The following is a 20,785-nucleotide window of genomic DNA, read 5'->3' on the forward strand; positions in this document are numbered from 1 at the left end:
CGTTCTGGTATTATACCGGGGGATACATAATAACTCTCGCGTATGCGCCGGATCGCCGCGACCGTCCTGCTCCTCTGCCTCCTTGCCGGAACAGCCGGCGGTATCCAGATCGTCGAGTTCTGTCCGGACCCCTACCTTCCCGGCGACCTCGACGAGTACCTGGTGATCGAGGGAGAAGGGACGCTCGACGGGTTCGTCCTCTCGGACGGCGAGGGCGGCTACCGGTTCCCTCCGGGGACACGGGTCGACGGGCGGCTGGTGGTCGCGCGGAGCGGCCCGGCCTTCGAGCAGACACACGGCTACCCGCCCGACTTTGAGAGCGAAGAGCGGACGCCGGCCGTGCCGGACGTGATCCCGAACGGAAACCTCCTTATGGCGAACCGGGCCGACGAACTTCTCCTCTACCGGGGGACCGACCTCGTCCAGCAGGTCGCCTGGCCTGACGACGTCCGCCCCGGGGAGGGGCAGGTCCACTACCTCGCGGATGGCGTCTGGGACCCGCGCCCGCTCGCCATCGGTCAGTCCCGCCTCTCATCCGCGACCTTCGACGACGTCGCGGTGACCGCATTCGCCGCCCCGGACTGCTCGCGCGAAGTCTTTCTGGCGGCCGTAGCGGGCGCGGAACGCGAGATCCTCGCCAACGTCTACGAGTTCACCGACCCGGACCTTGCGGAGACGCTCATCCGTGCCCGCGAACGGGGCGTGGCCGTGACCGTCCTCCTCGAGGGCGGGCCGGTGGGGGGCATCCCGCCGGAGGAGCGGGCGGTCGCTGGCACTCTCAACCGGAGCGGCGTTGTGGTCCTTTCGATGACGACGACCGATGCAGCCCACGCGAAGTACCGCTACGATCACGCGAAGTATCTCGTCATTGACGCCGGGACGGTCCTTCTCGGGAGCGAGAACTTCAAGCCCGGCGGCTATCCGGCGCCGGGACTGCAGGGCAACCGCGGGTGGGGGGTCTCTCTTGAAGACCCCGAACTCGCGGCTTACTTCCGGGAGGTCTTTCTCCTCGACGCGGCGGGCGGGGATATCGTCCCGGCAGAGGGCACGGCGGCCGATCCCGGCAGATCCTGGGCGCCCGCCTACACGGTGGAGTTCGCCCCCTGCCGCGCGGAGGGGGCGCGGGTCACGCCGGTGCTCTCTCCCGACACAAGCGCGCTCGTCACGCACCTGATCGAGGGCGCAGAGGAGAGTATCGCAATCGAGCAGGCCTACATCACAAACGAGACCGCCTACGACCTGAACCCCTATCTCGCAGCCGCGATCAACGCCTCCCGCCGGGGGGTCGCGGTGAAGGTGCTCCTCGATTCAGCCTGGTTCAACACCGAAGGCGACGCGGACAACGACGAGATGGTCGGGGTCGTCAACCGGATCGCCGCGGCCGAAGGACTCCCGCTCGAGGCGCGGCTCGCCGATATCGAGGCGAACAACCTCGCGAAGATCCATAACAAGGGCGTCATCGTCGACGGGCGTGCGGTCCTCGTCAGCAGCATCAACTGGAACGCCAATTCGCCGGCGTTCAACCGCGAAGCAGGCGTGATCGTCGAGCACCCGGAGATCGCCGCGTATTATACCCAGATTTTTCTGGACGACTGGAACGCCTCGAAAGCGGACGACGCTCCCGGGCCGGACCGGCGCAAAATAGTTGCGGCGGCATGTATCCTCATCGGGCTTCTCGCGCTCTATCTCTACCGGCGGGAGCGCGCGTGAGCGGCCTCACCGGCGTTCCGGGAAGCCGGCGGAGCGGCAGACGTCGCAGATGGTGATCGTCCCTTCGCCCGAGGCGACGGCCGAGACCCAGCGCTCGATCACCAGATCGAGGTCGTCGGGGAACTCCTGCCGGCTGAATCCCCGCTTCCGGCTCAGGTACTGGGAGATCGCAGCCCTGCTGATTCCGAGGCGCTTGGACGCCTCACTCTGGCTGATTCCCCGGTCGTTCACCAGCCGGTAGACCATCTCGGCGCGCATCCGGGGAAGGAGCATACGCGCAAGGTTGTCGCAGTGCATGATGTCGCAGGGAGGGGGCTCGGTCATTGTGCGGACACCATCTCGGAGTCTTTGTACTCGTAGAGGATCTGCCGGGCGTCCCGAAAGTTGAACTTCTCCACGATCATATCGTTGTCCTTGAGCCTCTTTAAGGCATAGCGGACGGTGCGGGGGGCCAGGCTGCTGAGACGGACGAGTTCCTTGTGGGTCAGGGCACCCCCGTCCTCAAGCAGCAGGAGGATCTTCCGGGAGGACGGAGGAAGGTTCACATCATCCATACAGGCATGTTAACGCTGTTAACATATCAAACTGACGGATGTTATCATCCCGTGAGCCTATAGAATACCTATGCTGGAACGGCAGGAGAAAACAGCCCTCGTCGCGCTCGTATGCGTCGTCGGGATCGTGCTTGCGGCGCACCTCCTCTTCGGCGCCGTCGGTCGGCCGCTGGTCGCGACCCCATACTCCGACGATGTCCCGGACGGGGCCCTGGTCCTTCTTGAGGGGAGGATCGAGGAGGTCAGAGAGACCGCAACCGGGGGGCACCTGGTCCTCACCGTCAACGGCACCGCCGTCTTCCTGCCGCAGGACGCGGCTGCCGCGCTCGAACTCCGCGAGAACGAGAGCGTAACGCTCTATGGGGTCGTGCAGACCTACCGCGGGAAGCGGGAGGTGGTGGTCTCCTCCGCCGCGGACATCCGGGTGCTCGGATAGGTCACTTCTTCTTTGTGTAGAAGATATCGGCACCGTCGCCGTCTCCGAAATAGGGCCGCCCCCGCCGGGGCTTCGCGGGGATCTCTTTCGTCTTCGTGGTGTCCGGTTCGGACTCCCGGCGGGTGGGCGCCGGGGTCTCGTCGGGCCGCTTCTTTCGTCCCCCCTCCACACCGGTTCCTGAGAGGAGGTCTCCGTCGTTGATCCGCACGCTCGGCATACAGGACAGTTATCATCCGACCCGATATATGATACCTTGGATCGGTCCGGGAGCCTTCCGGAGAGAATATTCGGAAAAACACGCCCGCAAAGAGCCGGGAGGATTCATCTATTACAGGATAGATCGTAACACAGCGAACGGTGAGGGGCAGGATCGGCCGGTCCCCTCACGGACGCCGGCGGTTTTCCCGGAGAAGGCTTACAGGAACCGCTCAAAACGGTCGCGGGGCACCCGGCAGATCGGGCAGGCCTCGGGCGGCTCGTTCCGCGCGCAGAGGTAGCCGCAGACCCGACACCGCCAGACCGGGTACTTCAGGGTTCCCGGGGTCGGAACGGCCGCAGTGCGCGCTTCCTTTCGCCGCCGGCGTTCTGCCGGCGGCGGGCGCCGCTCCGGGACGGAAGCGGCGGCGCGCGTCCCGGCCACCACGTCGGGCGCGACATAGAGGGCGCAGTAGCAAGCACCGTAGTCGGCGAGATCGGGGTCACGGTAGTCACAGGGGCAGACGATGTCGAGGTCGTCCTCCCGGTTCCCGGAGGCGAGCCGGCAGGGGCAGGCTATATACCCGTAGCGTCCCCGGTTGGCGAGCAGACCCCGGGCGAGGCTACGGGTGAACTCACGGTCGGGGTTGACATGGTAACCGCCGGTCTTCGCATCGCGCTCGAGGTCCCGTATGAAGCGGTCGACTTCCTCGTCGCTCACCGTCTCAGGCACCGACGGCCTCCCGAATCTCCTTCTCCATGAACCCCGCGATCACCTTTTTGTCGTCGATGACGATCGTCGGAAACGAGAGGTGCGGGTTCCAGCGTTCAACCTCATCGACCACACGGTCCCGTTCCTCCCCCGTGAGCAGATCCACGTAGATATACGAGAACCCGACGCCGAGGTTGGTGAGGAGTTCTTTTGTTCGGGCACACCAGCCGCAGGTGCTCAGGGCGTAGAGGATCACCTTGCCGCGGTCAACTCCAGGAACATGCTGCATTTCCGTCATGGTTGTTCTAGTATCGGAGGCAGAGGGTAAGTAATTTACCCACCGGGACGGGAGCAGACTCGCCGCAAGGAGGAGATGATCCGGCGGGTCGGATTCGGTTATCTTCTTATTCCATGAGGAAGGAAGGTGGACCATACCATGAACGCTGGAATACCCGTCGGCGCCGTGATCACGCTTGTGCTCGGGGTATGGCTCTGCTGCATTGCCGCCGCACAGGGGACGACCATCGACGAGGTCGGGAGCGTTGTCGCCGGGGAGATGGTCACCATCAGCGGGACGACAAACCTCGCCCCCGGCAACCGTCTGATCATCACGGTGACACCGGTCGGGTTTGAACCGACGAACAAGTCCGCATCGGGAAGGACGAGCGGCACGTCGGGGACGGCCGTCGTAGAGGAGGGAAGCACCACCACAAACACCTGGTCGTTTGAGGCAGACACAACCGGGTTTGAGCCCGGCGAATATGTCGCGACCGTGGAATGGGTCGAGGGCGACGCCACCGCAAGCACCACCTTTGCCGTCACCGGGGCCGCCCCGACCACCCCGGCGGTCACCGCCGTCACACCGTCGACAACGGCGCCGACGCAAAGCCCCACCCCGACCGCGGCCGGACCCACGGTGCCGCTCGCAGCGGCGCTTGCGATAGGGCTGACCGGACATGTGCTGAAGAGAAGATAGGTGCCGGGACGCCGCCACGCCAACCTATATCAACAGAATCAGCACACGGGATGTCATGGCACCTGAATGGATCCGCAGGCGAGGTCTCCCGGTCCTCCTCGCCATCTGTCTTCTTGCTCTCTGTGCGGGGCCGGCCGGGGCGCGCGGGCCGGGGATCAACGACATCCAGCCCTACGATACGATCTTCGTCTACGAAGAGGGGCTCAACCTCACGGGGCTCCGCAACGCGACCACGGATAACCCCGTCACGGAGCTTCGGAGGTATCAGGACGACAACCCCGACCGGGGGGTCACGAAGGTCATCCCGGTCGCCGACGATACCGACTTTGAGGTCCAGGACTTCTCCGTGAACGGAGAGTACGGGACCTATTACGCCTTCAACCCCGCCGACGGCACGACGGCGCTCGTCATGGTCCGCGAGCCCGAGGTCTTTCTCGACGTGGTGCTCGCGGACCCCTACCACAACGAGCCCCTTACCGGGCTTTCGGTATCCCCGAACACCCGGATAGCGTTCAGGGTAGCCTCCCCCGATGTCGGGTCCTTCTACCAGGCGGGCGGCGTCTACCCGGCGATGGTCGATATCGTGATAACCCATCCGGGCGGCGCGGAGAGCACCGTCATCGACGGGATCAACCTTGCCGGATTGAACGTCAGTTCGGCCCGGTTCTACACCGACGACCCCGGCAGGCCCGGCGCGATCGCGCTCTCCGGCCTCCGTGAGCAGGGAACCTACACCGCCCGGGCCGTCTGGAGGACGCCGGAGGGTTTCGACGCTTACGCTCCCGACTCCGAGCCGGTGACGTTCACGGTCGGGAACCGTGTCGGGGTCGATACCGGGACGCCGACGTCCCTCCCCACGACCGCACCGGCGGCAACCGCGACGCCCGCACCGACGACCGCGGTCCCGACGACTCTCCCCACGACCGTACCGGCAGCGACGGAGACCGCCACGCCGGCGGTGACCGCAACCCCAACAACGCTGCCCAGCCCCTCGCCGACCGGAGCCCCGCTCCCGGTCGCCCTGGCCGCGGCCGCGCTCGGTCTCGCCACGATCCTCATCGGCAGGCGCCGGTAAGCGAGGTCGGCAGAACCGGGGGGGCGGCCGGACCCGCCGTCTCCCGATAAAAGAGTTAATGCGTCTGCCGGTAGTAGTCCCAGGCGTCGACTTCGGTACCGTTCTCAAAGATACAGACGCCGTATTCACTGCCGTCGGGGTTCTGCCGTATCTCGTAGGCGTAACCCTGCTCCTTACACCAGACCGCGGCCGGGTTGGCGATGCCAACGACGCTTTCGCCGCACCGCGCGCAGGCCCACGGGACGGCGATGATCTCGACCGGCGTCCCCCACTGCTGGACGGTCATGACGTCGCGGGAGACCTCACCGGCGAAAGTGAGGCGCATTCCGTCGACGCGGTAGCGCTCCTCAAGCCCGAGCGGGAGGTAGTGCATCCCGTCATCGGCGATGATACCGTAGAAACCGCCCTCGAGGTCGATGTAGGCGACCGTCCCGGTCTCCGCGACGTAGGTCGCGTTTCCTGCCGTATCGATGGCGATGACCTCGACCGGAACGCCCCACTGCTGGATGGTCGCGGTATCCTCCAACACCCCGGCAACGAACGTCACGTTCGTGCCGTCGACCCGCCAGGTCTCGTCGAGACCGAGCGGGAGGTAGTGCCTGCCGTCGTCGGTGACAAGCCCGTAAAACCCGCCCTCGAGATCGATATAAGTGACCGTGGCGTTCCCGGAGACGAGCAGAACGCCGTCGATCCGCTCGATCGACCGGATCTCGACCGGGGTCCCCCACATCTGGATTCCGGCGCCGTCATCCGCAGGGTCGGCGCTGAACGCTACCCGGAGACCGTCGGTCCGGTACTCCTCCGGGAGGTTCGCGGGGAGGTACTGCATCCCGTCGTCGGCGACGATACCGTAGAACCCACCCTCAAGGTCAACGTAGGTGATTGTCCCGTTGGCCGCGACAGTGCGGCGGGTGGTATCGCCCTTCTCGATCTCGATGATCTCAACCGGCGTTCCCCACTGCTGGATAGTTGCCGTATCGTTCAGGGGATCAACAACGAATGCTACCCGGAGACCGTCGGTCCGGTACTCCTCCGGGAGGTTCGTGGGGAGGTAGCGCGCCCCGTCGTCGGCGACGATACCGTAGAAACCGCCCTCAAGGTCAACGTAGGTGATTGTCCCGTTCCCGGAGATGCGGTCGGCCGGGCGGTCCTCCCCCCCGGCGGCCATGCACCCGCAGACGACAACCGCACCGAGGAGCGTGAGGACGACGGCCAGATAACTGGGGTATGAATCCATCATAGGCATCAACATGGATACATTCCCTCGCCGGAGGTAAGTAAATTCCCTTAACTACGAACGGATTCGAAGTTATCCCGGAAAAAAGATAGGGGCTACCGTCCCCCGGCGCCGCCGCCGCCAAAACCGCCACCGCCGCCGAAGGACCCGCCGCCACCGCCGAACCCTCCGGAACCGCCGCTCGACGGCGGAGAGTAGAGGACAATAGGGGCAAAGATCACCGGCATGTTCGAGTAGAGCGGCATCCCGACGTCCGGGAGGCTGATGTTTAAGTTCTTCATCGCCTGCTCAACTTTATCGCCAAGGCCGAGCGCGGTCCCGTAGACCAGCCACTCTCCCCACATCGAGAGGTCGGCAGGGGAATACTGCCGGATCAGCGCCAGGTCCGAGAGGAAGTAGGCGAACGCGTCCCACTCAAGTTTCTCTTTGTAACGGTCGCCTTTCCAGAAACCGAAGAGCGTCGAGGGGAAGAGGGCCGCGATCCCGACCTGGACCGCGACGATGAACGAGAGGACACCGGCAGGGATCAGGAGGTAGGCCGCACCCGGCGCAAAGATGAACGCGAGGATCGCAAGCCCGCAGGGGATGGCGCCGAGGAAGATGAGCGGGAGGATCAGCGTCCGGCCGTCCTTCACATACTGCCGGGAGAGCGTGGTGTCCACGTCCCGGGAGAGGGCGGTGAGCGACTGCTGGTACTGCATGATCCGGTGCTGGTAGCCGGGGCTCCGCCGGGCGGTCTCGGCGAACTTGGCCAGTTCGGCGGTGTCCACGACGTGGTCGTCGGCGATGTTCCCAAGGAAGGTGAGCACCCGCCGCTCGTAGGGGTCCGTGGACTCCCCCGAGACGATCCGAACCGTGACCCCCTCTCCTTCCGATTTTTCCGTCACCACGATCTTACCCTGCCGGTGGAGGTCGAGGACCGTCGCGTAGAACCCGTTGTCGTCGAACTCGAGGGGGTCGCCTTTGAAGAGGAGGTTCACCTGCCAGGGTTTGAGTGTGGTATTCGGCGTGAAACTCAGATACTCGGGCACCGTAAACGGTTTCTCTCTGCCGTAGCGGAGGTAGACGCCAAGGAGGATGAACGGCATCGCAAGGACAAGGACTGCCGCAAGGCCGTAGAGGACGCTGGCCGCCCCGTAGAGGATCGGCGGCCAGCGGTTGGCGTCGGCCGCCTGCTGCCGCACGTCCGGGACAAACGTCGGGAAACCGTCGATTCTCTCCATGAACCCGCGGTCGAGGATCAACTCGACGTTCAGCGCGTCGTCCTGCGTGGCGCTCCCCGTGATGACGACGGCTTCCGCCGTCCGTTCGACATCGAGGGCCGAGGGATCCGCGGAGACTTCTTCGACCATCCGTTCGATGTTCAGGGTCGGCGGATGCGTGTAGACCTCCTCGATATCCCCGCCGAACGGCAGGGTGATCCGGAGGTCCCGGAAGGGAACATGCTCGTCCACGAGTTTCAGGTTCAGGTGCGCCCATTGGTCGTCGTACTCGACCGGCGGCCGGACCCGGTAGCGGTACTCAACCGTGTAGGTGCCCGGGTCGAAGTAGTCGGGGTTGTAGAGGCCCACTTCGTTTGCAAACGCAAGGCTCTGGATTCCCGCGAGATCGGAGGAACTCGCGGTCCCGGCGGCCGTCCGCACCTCGCCCCCCGCGTTCTTGACGTAGCCGATGGTCCCGGGCGGGGCGGTCATCCCGATAAACTCGATGTGCGGCTGGTCAATGGGGGCAAAAGTGAGCGGCGCATCCCAGTAGCGAAAGAGCATCCGGTACTCCCCGGCCGACCGGACAAGGTAGGTATAACGCTCGACCAGGGTCCCGTTTTCGTAAAAGACGGCATCGTAGTGCTGAACCTCCAGGTCCTCCCGGAATAGTTCGGGGAGCGCCGCCGCTCCGGCGACCGCCAGCACCCCGACAAGCAGGGTGATGGCGACAAGGATGAGGATCTGCTGCCGCTCAGTCATGCGCATGGTTCATCAGAACGCTATCGTCGGAACCCGCTCGATCTCTTCACCGAACTCGAGGTAATCCAGCTTCGTAAAACCCAGAGCGCCGGCGATAAGGTTCGAGGGGATCGTATCGGTCATGGTGTTGTACTGCTGGGCGATGTTGTTGTAGGTGTAGCGGTGCCGGGCGATCTCGTCTTCGACCCCCTTCACCGCGCCCATCAACTCCTGCACCGTCTTGGAGGTCTTGAGGTCGGGGTAGTTCTCCGCGACGGCGAGGAGCCGGCCGAGGACCGACCGGGACTCGCGCTCAAGTTCGTTCAGGTCGCCCGCCCCGGCGCTGCCGATGCGGGCCCGCATCGCGGTCACGCCGGTCAGGGTCTCCTTCTCAAAGGTCGCGTAGCTCTTCACCGCGCCGAGGAGCTGCTCGATCATATCCAGCCGCTTCTTCATCGCGACCTTCACCTGCCCGACCGTCGCTTCGGCGGAGTTTTTGAGCGACAGGAACCGGTTATAGATGCCTATGACGACTGCCACAATGCCGATGATAACCAGCACCACGACAGCGATAAGGACGAGAGAGATGATGTCCACCAAGGTTGTCACCAGTAAAATATGTGCCTTGCGGAATATTTAAGGGATAACTCTCAAGACCCCGGGAGTGAGGTACGCACGGGGCCGACCGGCCCTTCCGCGGTCCGGTCCGATTGCTCCTGGACCACCTCGCCGGAACTCACCATCGCCACGACCTTCCCGTCCGCGTCCCGGAGAAGGGCGTTGCGCCAGCGGATCGGCCGTTCCCGGCCATCCCGGGTGATGACCGGACTCTCCTCGATGGGGGGAGGTTCAATCCCGCCGTCCACGAGAAGGGCAAAGTTCTGAGCGAGACGGTCGCGAAGGTGCTCCGGAACGACCGTTGCAAACCAGTTCTTTCCGGCGAGGTCTTTCTCGGCATACCCCAGGATCTCACCTCCCCGCCGGTTGACAAGGTCGATGGTGCCGTCCGCCTCGATCACCGCGATCATCACGCCGGCCGCGTCCAGGTAGCCCTGCGCCCGGTCGCGCTCAGCGACCAGGAGAGCTTCGGCGGTGGTGCGGTCGGTGATGTCCTCGGCGATCCCGAGCATGTACTTCAGCACGCCCCGGGAGTTGAAGACCGGGACCTTCTTCATGGAGAGGCTCGTTCCTGTCGGGAGGCGGACCTTCTTCTCGGGGGCGGTCGACCGTTCCAGCATCTCCCGGTCGCCGTCGGCGAAGAAGGCCGCCATCTCCTGCGGGAAGAGGTCCGTCGCCCGTTTCCCCACAATCTCCTCCTGCGTCATCCCGAGGAAGACTTCGGCGGCCCGGTTCGAGAAGACAAACGTGTTCCCCTCCACCTCCCGGACGAAGACCATGCTCGGGATGTTGTTGACCACCGAGTAGAGGAACGACTTCCACTGGGCCACCCGTTTTGCAGCGCGCAGCCGTTCGGTGACGTCACGGCAGACCACCCGGTAGCCGGTGAAGTCGCCGATCAGATCATAGATCGGCGTCCCGCTCACTTCGAGGATGACGGCGCTTCCGTTCTTGTGAAGCATCGTCCACTCAAAGAGGACGCGCGGTTTCGGGTCGGCGAAGAGCCCGGCAAACTGTTCCCGGACCCGCTCGGCCTTCTCCGGGGCCATGAAATCGCAGGGTGTCTTTTGAAGCATCTCTTCGGGCGCATAACCAAGGATATCCCGGCTTTTTGGGCTGACGTAGGTGAACGTGCAGGTCTCGTCGACGTTCAGGATCAGGTCGTTGATGTTCTCGACAAGGCTCCGGAAGAGCATCTCGCTCTCGCGCAGGGCCTCCTCCGCCCGCCGTCCCTCGGTGATGTCCTCAAGGATGATGGTGACCCCCGGCGCCCCGTCGTTAAAGACCGTGGGAAGAAACTTGATCCGGAAGAAGAGTTCCTCGTCCTGCCGCAGGAACCTGAGCTCTTCCGTGACCTCGCGGCCGTTCAGGGCGTCGGTGATCCGGCTCCGTATCAGCGGGTGGTCAAACGCAGCGAGCGGCGACGCCTCGATGCTTTTTTCGAGGATATCATCCCGGTTCTTTCCCGCAAACGTGCAGACGGCATCGTTTGCCTGGACGATCCGGCGGTCGCGGTCGAGAACCAGCACGAGATCGGAAGAAAAATTGAGCATGGCGGCGATGGGAACCCGTTGCGAGAGGTAAAAAACCTTGGCCTTGCCATAGGTCTCCATCTCCACCTGGCCCGACACGAGGAGAACATCGAGATACCGGGAGACGGTGTTCCGGTTGATTCCTACGGCGGCAGCAAGATCAGAGACCGACATGCCCCGCGGGTGCTCTTTTAACGCGTTGAGCAGGAGAGAGAGTGCGTCGGTAGTGGGGTCCATGTGCAAACAGAATTTCGCGCAAGGGGATATAGGGTTTTGCAGTGACGCAATGCTTTTATGCCGCACACAATGCTACGCCTCAATGCAAGGCAATGAGAGAAAAGTATATAATTGATATTATCCAACACATGATCCCCAGAGTCTGGAGGAACTCTCCGACAGACCGGGCCACACGGGCACAGGTGGTCCGGGCCGGCACAAGAACGGCTGGGATCGGTGAACGGAACATTCACCACGCTGATTGCACCAACGTCACGGTGCACCGGGGAAACCCGGTGCATGCAAGTATCCAGACACACCTCTCTAAACGCAACCGGCACGGTGTCCGGCGGCCCGGGCGGAAGGCACAACCGCCCGGGATAACCCCGTCGGAACGCCGCCATGGTTATCACACACCCAACAATACACCTCATTCCTCTTTTTTTTTGAAGAACTGCTCCGGAAGAGAGCGGCATCCGCCGTCAGGGCGACGCCGCGAGAAGCGACCCGAGCACCCGGGGGAGGTCCTCCTTTGCGGTGACGACCGTGGCCGACTCCTCGAGCATCAGGTTGACCCGCTCGTAACGCCCGGCGACCCGGAAGTCGGTTCTGAGAGCGACGACCCGTTTTCCCAGGGCATACGCGTAGCCCATCTCCCATGAAGTCCCGGAATCGGCGTCCGCGCCGTCGATGACCGCGACGACGACGTCGGCGCCCCGGAGGGCCGGGAGGTGCCGGGCAAAGATAGCCCGGCGCTCCTCCCGACACCGGGTATGACTCGTGTCCCCCACCTCCTGGGGGAGGTAGACCTCAAAGAGATGCGCTTCGAGGAGGGCGCGAAGGGCGAGGTTGTAGGCCTGTTCCGCCTCCGAAAAGAGCGGGGCGGCGAGATAGACCCGGTAGCGGGCGAACTCCTTCACGTCGACAGCCGGGATGTCCGGAAACCGGGCGAGGAACGCCCCGCGCCCGGGCTGTTTTTCGGACGAATAATAGGTCGTCGTCACCCCGCAGGCGGGCGAGGAGTCCACCCCGATGATCGCGAGCGGCGGCTCACCGCGATCCCGGATCGCAGCACGGACCTCCGCCTCGAGCCGGTCGAGGAGCGCTGCAAATGCGGGGGTTGCGAGACGGCGTCGGTCCCCGTGGGACCGACCCGGTCGGGCCATAGGTCCGACCAGGTCCTGAAACGAGCCCGGCGACCGGTCGGGACCGAGGTAGATCGTCTCCGGGCAGGGGAGCGGGACCATCTCGATCGAGAAGCGCCGGCAGCGCTCGACGGTCCGACGGAAGTCGCGGAGGTCCTCATCGGTCGTTATCCCGCGGGCGCGGCATGCGGGGTTCTGGATACAGGGAGCGATGAGCACGTACATTGATAGTACCTGGGCGGCGTACAATAACAAGACAGATGATACCGCTCTACGCCTACCGGGACAACACCTGCGATCCCCGGAAGTGCACGGCGAAGAAACTCGCGCAGCGCGGGCTTGCGAGGATCGTCACCGCCGTTGCAAAGATCCCCCGCTCGACCCTCCTCCTCGACCCGACGGCGGAGAGAGCGGTCTCCCCCGCCGACCGGCACCTCTCCTCGATAACGGCGCTCGACTGTTCCTGGGAGGTGCTCGACACCGGGGCCGTCGCCTCCTGGCGCAACCGCCGGGCGCTCCCGTTCCTCGTAGCCGCAAACCCGGTGAACTTCGGCCGGCCGTTCCGGCTGACATCGGTGGAGGCGATGGCCGCAACGCTCTACATCCTCGGGGAGAAGGAGCAGGCACGCGACATCCTTGCTCCGTTCGGGTGGGGGCTGCGGTTCCTGGAGGTGAATGCCGACCCTCTCGCGGAGTACGCGCAGGCAAAGGACAGCGCCGAGGTCGTCGCCATCCAGGCGCTGTATATGTAATCGAAGACCGCCGTCGGCGGCACGTTGTCGGAATGGAAAAAGAGAAGCGCAACGACACCAGAAGGGGTGCAGGGGGGTGAATGCCCACCCGACCACCCGAACGCGGCAAACACCGCACGCGACGAATGAGTGCGAGCACCTCCCATCGGGATGTGCCCTAACTCCTGCGTCTACAGTTCTCTCATGTCACCGGGGTAATAGTTCCCCAAGTAATTAGATGCTGTATGCGATATTTATACGATTCTATTTAATATCGCAGATCAACGCCCAGTTTTGCCCCGATTTTCCGAAAGACTTTTGAAGAATCCACTGTTTTCCCGAGTACCTGCAACATCCGAACTCCTGATAAGGAAAAAACCGATAAATCGAAGGCAAAGATACGAAACGATTCATTCCCGGCGTCAGACAGGCGACGTCCGGGGGGAAGGGCGCAGGGTCGTACCCGAGCAGGACATACACCCCGTGCATCGGAGGGGGCCAAAAGACCGGCGATGGCGCTCGATATCGCCGCCGCAGAGGCCGGAGGTGGGTATGTGTACGTCACCTCTACAACCCGGATACCTGGCCTGACGGGCTCAAACTCTGTTTACCTCGCTCCGGGGTATACACCGGGGCGTAATCGGAAATCTTCCCTTTTTCGGGCTGAAAAAGAACCTCTGTCGACGATAGAGACCGTCCGCACGCGAGCGAAGGACGCGAAACCTGCGTGATCGTCTCCCCCTTCGCGGCTTCGCGTGAGTCAACAATTGCAGGAGGAGTGATACGGTCTCACCAGAACCCCGGCACCAGGACATACATCGCCCAGCCCATATGCTCCCGGCCGTAGCCGAAGTACTCGTCCTGGAGGCGGTGGAGGTAGTCGATCATGAAGTCGCGCTCAGGATGGTCGGGGTGGTCGCCGAGCCAGGAGAGGACCGACCGCCAGATCCCCGACTCATAGCGGTCCCAGTCGTCCCGACTCGCCCGAATGACGGCGGCGACGTCGAGCCCGGCCTCCCGCACGGTACCGAGGGTCTCATACTCCGTCAGGACGTCGGGCCACTCCCTGGCGAACTCAGGCGGGGCGCGGTCGGACCTCCAGCAGCGGTCGCCGATGACGATACGCCCCTCGTCCGAGACCATCCCGAGGAGGGCGTCGAGCGTCGCCGCAAACCCGCCCCGGATGTGGGACGCTCCGATCGCCGCCGCGCAGTCGAACGGCTCGTCGGGGACGTACTCCCGGGCGTCCATGCATCGGACGGCAATCCGGTCCCCGAGCCCCGACGCCCGAAACGCCTCCTCCGCCCGCCGGCAGGCATCCTCACGCACCTCGATCCCGACCCCGGATATCCCGTACTCTCTTCCCCAGAGGGCGAGAATCGTGCCGTTCCCGCACCCGACCTCCACGACGCGGGACCCTTTCCGGAGCCCCGACGCCCGCCCGGCGGCGAGCACCTTCTCCGGTGTGGTGGGGTTCATGATCGCAAGCGATCCCTGAGATATCCTGACAAGTTCGCTATCTTCCATTGATCGGTGGTCCTCCCGAACGCTTGATCCGTCGTACATGGGTGTTTCCTGCCCATAAAACCGTGTACCCCCTCCCGAAAATACACTTTTTTTTTGCCGCCGTCGGGGCGGAGCGGATAGGTAATTACTAATAGGGCCCCTCAGAAAGAGAGTATCATGCAACGGCGCCATATCCTGCTCCTGATCCTTCTCGCGGCCGCCGTCATCGCCGGAGGCTGCATGGCCCCTGAAGATACCGGTGAGATACAGCCGCCGGTCTCCCCCACCACCCCGTCGCCGACAGAGGCGCCGGCGGTGGGATCGGGCCAGCCGGCCCCCACCCCGGCCGGGCCCGTCCGGGGGGAGAAGACGCCGCAGAGCGTGGAGTTTGTCGACCCGCGGGTCTACCACATCCCGACCCCGACGCCCGCGATCACAATGACGAAACTGCCGGACGACCTCCGGGTCTCCGGAAAGATGGTGGAGTACGCAACAGCAACCGTCGACTACCCTCCCCGCGTTCTCGCCACCGGGACCTACCACATCCCTTACCCCTACTGGGACCTGAACGTGAGCGTAACGCCGATGAACGAATACCCCTGGCTCGGGATCGAGGTCCGGGACCCGGAGGACCCGAACCGGGTTGTCAAGAAGATCCAGTACTCCCGATCCGATATCCTGTATCCCGACAACAGTTCGCGCTCAACAGGAAATAGTTCCACGACAGTCGATTTTTCGGAAAGAGAGGAGACATTCACCATCCGGGAAGGGTATGACGACTTCTACTTTGTTATTCGCTCGGAATCGCTGAAGTCGCTCACCCTCACCATCAGGGTCCCTGAGAAATATCTCGTCTAGGTGGAAGGGAGCCCCTCCCCCTCTTCTGCGACCCGGAGTTCCCGGCTGTAATCCTCTATCGCGGCAACATAATCCTTCCATGCCTGATCCGCCGCGGCAAGGTTTCTCGTTGCCGAGGAATATGCCTGGATATCGTAGGCGACTGCAGCCGAAGACCAGAGCGAGAACGCTCGGTTCAGGTTGTCAAGCGCCCGGAGATAGGCCGCCTGCGCTCCGGCATACGTTTCCGGGACCGCGTCGGCCCCGATGACCTGCCGGTGGTATGCCGTAACGGCCATGCCGTAGTCGGCGACGGCCGCAAACTCCCGCGCATAAGCATCGGCTTCAGCAATCGATGGGCTGTCCGGAGAAGAGTGCAGGTAGACCGAGGTCCTCTCGTAGACACGGGAGAGGTCGGCCTCCGACGCCGCCACGTGGCCGCCGAACGCGGCAACCTGCCGGGATTCCATGTAGTCGTGGAGAAGCAGCCCGCCGACGAAGACAACCGCTATCACGGCAACCGCCACGCCGCCGGCGATGAGCGCCTTCCTCCGGCCGATGGCGACGTTCGGGAGTTTGAAACTCTTCAGGTCCGGGAGATCGGGGATGTTGAAGTCCATATCCGTCACGCTCCTCCCGCCGGCAGGCGGACCGGGAAAATGCGGTACTCAACCGGTGCGAGGGTGTAGCGCAGGGGTACGACCTTCGGAGTCTCCGACTTTACGCTCTGGATCAAGCCGCCCTGAACGTTTCCGATAGGGAACGGCTTTACCCACGTCGAGTTCTCCGAGGAGACCACGGTGTAATTCGTCCCCTCGACGTAGTAGTAGTGCTCTCCCTCGTACTCAAAGTGTTTCGGCGTGTACCTCGCGTAATAGGGGTTGAATCCATCCATCCTGATGCCGAGGGCCATGTGGTCCGAGTATTCAAGCAGTACCGTATCGTAGCCGAGAGCATCGAGGAGCCCCGCCATCAGGATAGCCGCATCCTCGCAGTCCCCCTTCCCGTCGACGAGCATCTCGGTGGGGTATTTGGGGTACTCGACGCCGCTCCTCAAGTGCGGGGGGAGGACCACGTTGAAGTAGGAGTCCGTGCTGTTGTCGAGGGCATAGGGAATCTGCTGAACGAAAAAGACGACGTTCATCAGCCGGAAGTACCCCTCCTCGGGGTTGCCCGCGGCGGGTGCGATCCGACTGGCCAGGTCCTCCAGGATCGGCCGGTCGGCGTCCGCGAGGGCGTATCGCCCCCAGGCAACGTGGTCGGTGAGCCGCGGCGTCTCCCGGTGCTCAAGGAAGAGCGCTTCCGGGACCCGGACCTCCGTCGTCTGGACACCGCCGTCGATCGCCGTCCAGCGGAAATTCCGGGTATAGACCGGACCATCATCCGGGAAGGGCGTTGCCGTCGGTACCGGAGCGGGGGGGACGTATACGGGCGGTGCCGGTCCCGAAACCGGTCCTGCGGAACCGAGACCGATCGGCTCCCCGAGGAGGGCGGGTTTCACTACGAGCGCAACGGCCAGGATCACGATCCCGCCCGCGAGAACCGGGATAACATCTTTCCACTCCATCTCCGGGGTTCCACCACGTCTAGATATTAAGTATGGGCGACTTCCCGATAAATACGTTGATATACGGCCGTAGGCAGGCCGGGGGGCGAACGGGATCACCGGACCTTTCTCACGGCGCTCCGATGCCGAAGAACGCGGCGATGAACCGGAGTGCAGCGTAGAAGAAGTAGAGACCGAAGACCAGTTTCAGGGTCGCCGGCTGAAACCGTCCGATCGTCGCGGCCCCCACCCGGGCGCCGGCAATCGACCCGGCCGCGAGGATCAGCCCCGCCCCGAAGGCGACGTAGCCCTCCAGGAGCTTGACCCCGCCGCCCACGACCGCCATCGGGATCATGGACGCGAGCGACGTCCCCACCGTGACGTAGACCGGCGCCCCGAAGAGGTAGAGCAGCCCCGGAACAATGGCGTAGCCGCCGCCGAGGCCGGTGATCCCGGTCAGGACGCCGACCCCGGCCCCGAAGAGGAGATGGCCGGGACGCGTGCCCCCGATGCGTTCCGGCTCCGGACGGGTGCCGGGCCAGAGCCCCTCGCGGATCATCCCGAGAGACGGAACGAGGAAGACCAGCCCCAGGATGAGAGCGAGGAGGCCTGTGTAATCGACGAGGAAGGAGAAGAGCCAGGACCCGATGAGGACGCCGACAAGGCCGCCGAGAGCGATCCGCGCCGCCACCCGGCGGTCGAGACTTCCCCGCACAAGGTGGCCGGCGGCGCCGGAGATCGTGGTGAAGATGACCACGAAGAGCCCGGTCCCGATAGCGACGGGCTCCGAAAAGCCGAGGGAGAAGTACATGACCGGGAGCAGGATTGTCGACCCTCCGACCCCGACAAGGCCGCCGAAGACTCCGGCAACGAAGCCGACCACAAAGAGGAGAAGGGCCGATGCCGGCGTTGCCGGCGGGGCGACGGTGAGGCCCGCCCCGAGCATCACCGCGATCACGGCAACGAGCAGCGCTATCCGGACGGTCAGAACCCCGGCGGGCGGATCACGGTCCCGACGAGAGGAGGAGGGGGTTGACATCTCATGAACACCCAGCCCGTGACCGGAAAGGGTGTCGGGACGAGCCTGAACCGCAGTCAGGAAACCGTATCGAACCGGATGCCATATACCGTTAGGTAGCCCCCCGTTACCTTTGAACCTGCCGGAACTGGTCGAACCCGGGAGGAGGGCAGGACTCATCAAGCCCGGCCGTCCGCTTCCCGGGCTCGACCGCATACGTGCAGACCGAGGGGTAGTACCGGGTGACATACTCCTTGAGCATCCGGAGAGCACAGTACTGCGGGGCGATGCTCTTTATCGACTCCTTCATCAGCCGGACCCACTTGTGCGGGACGTTGTTCATCGTCCTCGAGTAGTAGAGCGGTGCGATCTCGTTCTCGATCAGGTCGTAGAGCGTATTTGCATCCGCCCGGTTGTCCTCTGCGTGGCCCTCGAAACCCCAGCCGTTCCTGCCGTTGTAGCCCTCGACCCACCAGCCGTCGAGGATCGAGAGGTTCAGCACCCCGTTCATCCCCGCCTTCATGCCGCTCGTGCCGCTCGCCTCCATGAGCGGGACGGGGGTGTTCATCCAGACGTCGACGCCGTGGACCAGGTAGTGCGCAACCTGTTCGTCGTAATCCTCGACAAACGCGATCCGGCCCCCGAACCGCGGGTCCTGAGAATACTGATAGATCCTCTGCAGGATACGCTTGCCCTGATCATCGGCCGGGTGGGCCTTCCCGGCGAAGATGAACTGCACCGGCCTCCAGCGGTTGTTCACGATCCGGTCGAGCCGGTCGATGTCCTCGAAGATGAGGTCCGCCCGCTTGTAGCCCGCGAACCGGCGGGCGAACCCGATCGTCAGCGCCGAGGTATCCAGCATGAGCCCCTCGGCCGCGAGATTCGCGGGCTCATCCCGGTGTCCCGCCCATTTGATGCGTTTTCGCTCCCGGATCCGGGAAAAGAGTTTCATCTTCAGCCACTGGTGCTCGCGCCAGAGTTCATCGTCCGGAACCTCGTCGACCACCTCCCAGATGACCGGGTTGTCGTAGTCCTCCCGCCAGTTCGGGTAGACCGCATCCATGTACCGGTCTAAAAGCGTCTCGATCCGGTGGTTCAGCCACGTGGGCATGTGGACGCCGTTCGTGATGGCGTCAATCGGCACCTCCCCCGGCGGAAGGTCGGGCCAGAGGGGCTGCCACATCTCCCTGGCGATCTCGCCGTGCCTTTTTGAGACGCCGTTGTGAAAACGGCTCATCCGGAGCGCAAAGGCGGTCATGTTGAACCCGGCGCCCGGATTATGCGGGTCCTCCCCGAGCGCCATGAACTCGTCCCAGGAAAGACCGAGCGACGGGCAGTAACTGCGGAAGTACTTCGCTATCAGATCCCCGGGGAAGACGTCGTGGGCGGCGGCGACGGGGGTGTGGGTGGTGAAGACCGAAGTGCCCCGGACCTGTTCACGCGCCTCCTCAAACGGCATCCCGGCAACGAGGCGCTCCCGGAGCCGTTCCAGGAGAGCGAACGCCGAGTGCCCCTCGTTTAAGTGCATCGCCGCGTAATCGATACCGAGGGTGTGGAGGACCTTCCGGCCGCCGATACCGAGCACCACCTCCTGCCGGATACGGTATTCAAGTTCCTTTAAGTAAAGGCGGTGAGAGATGCTCCGGTTCTCGGGGAGGTTCTCATCGATATGGGTGTCGAGGAGGAAGAGGGGGACCGTTCCCACCTGCACCTTCCAGACGGCAACGTAGATGGGAGGCTCGATCAGGGGGACCTGCACCACAAGTTGCCGGCCGTCGTCGCCTGTCACCCGGAGAACCGGTGCGGCGTCGCGGTCCAGCACCTCGGCGACGTTCTTCTGCCACCCGTTCGCTTCCATGTGCTGGTGAAGGTAACCTTCGGCGTACATGAACCCGACGGCAACCATCGGCACGCCGAGATCGCTCGCTGCTTTGACGTGGTCGCCCGCGAGGACTCCGAGCCCGCCCGCGTAGAACGGGAGCGAGTGGTGCAGCCCGAACTCGCTTGAGAAATAGGCGATCGTCAGTGGTCTTTGCCCGGGGTATTGCTGTGCGAACCAGCTTGTCTTCGGTTCCATGTCCTGCCGGAACCGGTACATAATGACGTCGTAGCGGCGAAGAAACTCCGGGTTTGCCGCCGCCCGCTCGAAGTAGCGCGGCGGTGTATCCAGGAGCATCCTGACCGGGTTGTGGCGGCTCATCTTCCACTCCGCCCGGTTCAGCAGTTTGAAGAGGACGGTCGCCGAGGAGTGCCAGCTCCACCAGAGGTTGTACGCGAGGTCGACGAGTCCGAAGATCCGTTCCGGGACATGGGCAAATCGGTCGTAAGGTATTTCCGTCTTCATCCGCCCGGCATTGCCCGTCGCACCTGATAAGTGCTTCTGTCGGGGCGCCGGATCACCGCCGCTCTTCGCGCTCCATGATCTCCCGGATCTTCCTCTCTTCCCACCTTCTGCCGAAGATCCGGCCCTCAACATAGACGCCGAACCAGTGGAGCGCCACGCCAATCCCCCAGAAAAAAGTCACCCAGTGAACTACCCCCCACCCTTACGGATTAGAGTACGAGGTGTTCATAGAATCCCCGGATCTCCTCGACCCGTCTCCTCGCACGGACATACCGTTCCTGTTCGTCCATGGGCCCCGGTTGCGAACCCGGACTCTTATACCTACCTGTGCCGCCGATGGTTCGCATCGGCGGGGTGAATGAGCCCCCGAAGGAAGAACGGAGCGTGATGATACGATGATCCCTACAGATCCTTCCCGGAGGGGTCGGAGAAGAATAGAAAGACATTATACATG

22 protein-coding genes are annotated in these 20,785 nt (G+C 63.8%); 6 read left to right on the forward strand and 16 right to left on the reverse strand.

The annotated features are described in order from the left end of the window. Positions 1-42: 42 nt before the first annotated feature. Complete coding sequence (locus tag BP737_RS08825) at positions 43-1,710, forward strand: phospholipase D-like domain-containing protein (protein ID WP_292409462.1); 1,668 nt, start codon at positions 43-45, stop codon at positions 1,708-1,710. A 6-nt stretch (positions 1,711-1,716) separates the two neighbouring features. Here BP737_RS08825 and BP737_RS08830 read toward each other — a convergent pair whose 3' ends face one another. Further along, positions 1,717-2,034: a transcriptional regulator gene (locus BP737_RS08830; RefSeq protein WP_292409464.1), complete on the reverse strand. Its 318-nt coding sequence runs from the start codon at positions 2,032-2,034 to the stop codon at positions 1,717-1,719. Further along, entirely contained in the window at positions 2,031-2,264 is a 234-nt protein-coding gene (locus BP737_RS08835; RefSeq protein WP_292409466.1) for a winged helix-turn-helix domain-containing protein, read from the reverse strand. Before BP737_RS08835 ends, BP737_RS08830 begins: the two co-directional genes overlap by 4 nt. Positions 2,265-2,334: 70 nt before the next feature. On the opposite strand from BP737_RS08835, the gene BP737_RS08840 reads away from it, so the two are divergent. Beyond that, positions 2,335-2,700 (forward strand): hypothetical protein, encoded by a 366-nt coding sequence (locus BP737_RS08840; protein ID WP_292409468.1) that lies wholly within the window; start codon positions 2,335-2,337, stop codon positions 2,698-2,700. A gap of 1 nt (position 2,701) precedes the next feature. Here BP737_RS08840 and BP737_RS08845 read toward each other — a convergent pair whose 3' ends face one another. The 3 genes from BP737_RS08845 to BP737_RS08855 form a co-directional block, all read right to left on the reverse strand. Further along, the gene (locus BP737_RS08845) at positions 2,702-2,917 is read right to left on the reverse strand and encodes a hypothetical protein (protein WP_292409470.1); all 216 of its coding nucleotides are present in this window, start codon (positions 2,915-2,917) and stop codon (positions 2,702-2,704) included. A 198-nt stretch (positions 2,918-3,115) separates the two neighbouring features. Then, the gene (locus BP737_RS08850) at positions 3,116-3,628 is read right to left on the reverse strand and encodes a ferredoxin-thioredoxin reductase catalytic domain-containing protein (RefSeq protein ID WP_292409472.1); all 513 of its coding nucleotides are present in this window, start codon (positions 3,626-3,628) and stop codon (positions 3,116-3,118) included. Beyond that, positions 3,621-3,896, reverse strand: coding sequence for a glutaredoxin family protein (locus tag BP737_RS08855; protein ID WP_292409565.1), 276 nt, complete (start codon positions 3,894-3,896; stop codon positions 3,621-3,623). Before BP737_RS08855 ends, BP737_RS08850 begins: the two co-directional genes overlap by 8 nt. A gap of 147 nt (positions 3,897-4,043) precedes the next feature. On the opposite strand from BP737_RS08855, the gene BP737_RS08860 reads away from it, so the two are divergent. Together BP737_RS08860 and BP737_RS08865 are read left to right on the forward strand one after the other, a co-directional pair. Continuing rightward, positions 4,044-4,583, forward strand: a complete 540-nt coding sequence (locus tag BP737_RS08860; protein ID WP_292409474.1) for a hypothetical protein — start codon at positions 4,044-4,046, stop codon at positions 4,581-4,583. A 55-nt stretch (positions 4,584-4,638) separates the two neighbouring features. Continuing rightward, a complete protein-coding gene (locus BP737_RS08865; RefSeq protein WP_292409476.1) occupies positions 4,639-5,658 on the forward strand; it encodes a DUF3821 domain-containing protein in 1,020 nt (339 codons plus the stop codon). 55 nt (positions 5,659-5,713) lie between these two features. Here BP737_RS08865 and BP737_RS08870 read toward each other — a convergent pair whose 3' ends face one another. The 5 genes from BP737_RS08870 to BP737_RS08890 all read right to left on the reverse strand — a co-directional run bounded on the left by BP737_RS08870 (position 5,714) and on the right by BP737_RS08890 (position 12,574). Next, entirely contained in the window at positions 5,714-6,898 is a 1,185-nt protein-coding gene (locus tag BP737_RS08870; protein WP_342686127.1) for a DUF333 domain-containing protein, read from the reverse strand. A 92-nt stretch (positions 6,899-6,990) separates the two neighbouring features. After that, the gene (locus BP737_RS08875) at positions 6,991-8,859 is read right to left on the reverse strand and encodes a DUF2207 domain-containing protein (protein ID WP_292409482.1); all 1,869 of its coding nucleotides are present in this window, start codon (positions 8,857-8,859) and stop codon (positions 6,991-6,993) included. A 12-nt stretch (positions 8,860-8,871) separates the two neighbouring features. Further along, complete coding sequence (locus BP737_RS08880; RefSeq protein ID WP_292409567.1) at positions 8,872-9,450, reverse strand: LemA family protein; 579 nt, start codon at positions 9,448-9,450, stop codon at positions 8,872-8,874. A 38-nt stretch (positions 9,451-9,488) separates the two neighbouring features. Then, on the reverse strand, positions 9,489-11,225 hold the full coding sequence (locus BP737_RS08885) for a PAS domain S-box protein (RefSeq protein WP_292409484.1): 1,737 nt from the start codon (positions 11,223-11,225) through the stop codon (positions 9,489-9,491). A 461-nt stretch (positions 11,226-11,686) separates the two neighbouring features. Next, positions 11,687-12,574: a nucleoside 2-deoxyribosyltransferase gene (locus BP737_RS08890; RefSeq protein WP_292409486.1), complete on the reverse strand. Its 888-nt coding sequence runs from the start codon at positions 12,572-12,574 to the stop codon at positions 11,687-11,689. Between the two features lie 35 nt (positions 12,575-12,609). Between BP737_RS08890 and BP737_RS08895 the strand changes: the two genes are divergently transcribed. Next, entirely contained in the window at positions 12,610-13,101 is a 492-nt protein-coding gene (locus tag BP737_RS08895; RefSeq protein ID WP_292409488.1) for a DUF367 family protein, read from the forward strand. Between the two features lie 768 nt (positions 13,102-13,869). On the opposite strand, the gene BP737_RS08900 is transcribed toward BP737_RS08895, so the two are convergent. Further along, entirely contained in the window at positions 13,870-14,607 is a 738-nt protein-coding gene (locus tag BP737_RS08900; RefSeq protein WP_292409490.1) for an SAM-dependent methyltransferase, read from the reverse strand. Positions 14,608-14,763: 156 nt separating this feature from the next. On the opposite strand from BP737_RS08900, the gene BP737_RS08905 reads away from it, so the two are divergent. Next, positions 14,764-15,444: a hypothetical protein gene (locus tag BP737_RS08905; RefSeq protein ID WP_292409492.1), complete on the forward strand. Its 681-nt coding sequence runs from the start codon at positions 14,764-14,766 to the stop codon at positions 15,442-15,444. On the opposite strand, the gene BP737_RS08910 is transcribed toward BP737_RS08905, so the two are convergent. The 5 genes from BP737_RS08910 to BP737_RS08930 all read right to left on the reverse strand — a co-directional run bounded on the left by BP737_RS08910 (position 15,441) and on the right by BP737_RS08930 (position 20,512). Then, a complete protein-coding gene (locus BP737_RS08910; protein ID WP_292409569.1) occupies positions 15,441-16,043 on the reverse strand; it encodes a hypothetical protein in 603 nt (200 codons plus the stop codon). The genes BP737_RS08905 and BP737_RS08910 overlap by 4 nt on opposite strands. A 5-nt stretch (positions 16,044-16,048) precedes the next feature. Further along, positions 16,049-16,990 carry a hypothetical protein gene (locus BP737_RS08915; RefSeq protein ID WP_292409494.1) on the reverse strand — a complete coding sequence of 314 codons (942 nt, stop codon included), beginning with the start codon at positions 16,988-16,990 and terminating at the stop codon, positions 16,049-16,051. A 109-nt stretch (positions 16,991-17,099) separates the two neighbouring features. Beyond that, complete coding sequence (locus BP737_RS08920; RefSeq protein WP_292409496.1) at positions 17,100-18,008, reverse strand: sulfite exporter TauE/SafE family protein; 909 nt, start codon at positions 18,006-18,008, stop codon at positions 17,100-17,102. A gap of 106 nt (positions 18,009-18,114) precedes the next feature. Then, a complete protein-coding gene (gene glgP / locus BP737_RS08925) occupies positions 18,115-20,331 on the reverse strand; it encodes an alpha-glucan family phosphorylase (protein ID WP_292409498.1) in 2,217 nt (738 codons plus the stop codon). A gap of 52 nt (positions 20,332-20,383) precedes the next feature. Then, a complete protein-coding gene (locus tag BP737_RS08930) occupies positions 20,384-20,512 on the reverse strand; it encodes a 2TM domain-containing protein (RefSeq protein ID WP_292409499.1) in 129 nt (42 codons plus the stop codon). Positions 20,513-20,785: the final 273 nt, after the last annotated feature.

It is taken from the genome of Methanoculleus sp. UBA291 (genome assembly GCF_002499755.1).
Lineage (GTDB): Archaea > Halobacteriota > Methanomicrobia > Methanomicrobiales > Methanoculleaceae > Methanoculleus > Methanoculleus palmolei.

What these genes read in the sequence shown, in the direction of transcription:
- BP737_RS08885 (WP_292409484.1), bottom strand. Translation starts at nt 11,225, where the DNA reads ATGGACCCCACTACCGACGCACTCTCTCTCCTGCTCAACGCGTTAAAA.
- BP737_RS08895 (WP_292409488.1), top strand. Translation starts at nt 12,610, where the DNA reads ATGATACCGCTCTACGCCTACCGGGACAACACCTGCGATCCCCGGAAG.
- BP737_RS08860 (WP_292409474.1), top strand. Translation starts at nt 4,044, where the DNA reads ATGAACGCTGGAATACCCGTCGGCGCCGTGATCACGCTTGTGCTCGGG.
- BP737_RS08825 (WP_292409462.1), top strand. Translation starts at nt 43, where the DNA reads ATGCGCCGGATCGCCGCGACCGTCCTGCTCCTCTGCCTCCTTGCCGGA.
- BP737_RS08830 (WP_292409464.1), bottom strand. Translation starts at nt 2,034, where the DNA reads ATGACCGAGCCCCCTCCCTGCGACATCATGCACTGCGACAACCTTGCG.
- BP737_RS08875 (WP_292409482.1), bottom strand. Translation starts at nt 8,859, where the DNA reads ATGACTGAGCGGCAGCAGATCCTCATCCTTGTCGCCATCACCCTGCTT.
- BP737_RS08915 (WP_292409494.1), bottom strand. Translation starts at nt 16,990, where the DNA reads ATGGAGTGGAAAGATGTTATCCCGGTTCTCGCGGGCGGGATCGTGATC.
- BP737_RS08870 (WP_342686127.1), bottom strand. Translation starts at nt 6,898, where the DNA reads ATGATGGATTCATACCCCAGTTATCTGGCCGTCGTCCTCACGCTCCTC.
- BP737_RS08910 (WP_292409569.1), bottom strand. Translation starts at nt 16,043, where the DNA reads ATGGACTTCAACATCCCCGATCTCCCGGACCTGAAGAGTTTCAAACTC.
- BP737_RS08905 (WP_292409492.1), top strand. Translation starts at nt 14,764, where the DNA reads ATGCAACGGCGCCATATCCTGCTCCTGATCCTTCTCGCGGCCGCCGTC.
- BP737_RS08890 (WP_292409486.1), bottom strand. Translation starts at nt 12,574, where the DNA reads ATGTACGTGCTCATCGCTCCCTGTATCCAGAACCCCGCATGCCGCGCC.
- BP737_RS08845 (WP_292409470.1), bottom strand. Translation starts at nt 2,917, where the DNA reads ATGCCGAGCGTGCGGATCAACGACGGAGACCTCCTCTCAGGAACCGGT.
- BP737_RS08920 (WP_292409496.1), bottom strand. Translation starts at nt 18,008, where the DNA reads ATGTCAACCCCCTCCTCCTCTCGTCGGGACCGTGATCCGCCCGCCGGG.
- BP737_RS08900 (WP_292409490.1), bottom strand. Translation starts at nt 14,607, where the DNA reads ATGGAAGATAGCGAACTTGTCAGGATATCTCAGGGATCGCTTGCGATC.
- BP737_RS08840 (WP_292409468.1), top strand. Translation starts at nt 2,335, where the DNA reads ATGCTGGAACGGCAGGAGAAAACAGCCCTCGTCGCGCTCGTATGCGTC.
- BP737_RS08835 (WP_292409466.1), bottom strand. Translation starts at nt 2,264, where the DNA reads ATGGATGATGTGAACCTTCCTCCGTCCTCCCGGAAGATCCTCCTGCTG.
- BP737_RS08865 (WP_292409476.1), top strand. Translation starts at nt 4,639, where the DNA reads ATGGCACCTGAATGGATCCGCAGGCGAGGTCTCCCGGTCCTCCTCGCC.
- glgP (WP_292409498.1), bottom strand. Translation starts at nt 20,331, where the DNA reads ATGAAGACGGAAATACCTTACGACCGATTTGCCCATGTCCCGGAACGG.
- BP737_RS08855 (WP_292409565.1), bottom strand. Translation starts at nt 3,896, where the DNA reads ATGCAGCATGTTCCTGGAGTTGACCGCGGCAAGGTGATCCTCTACGCC.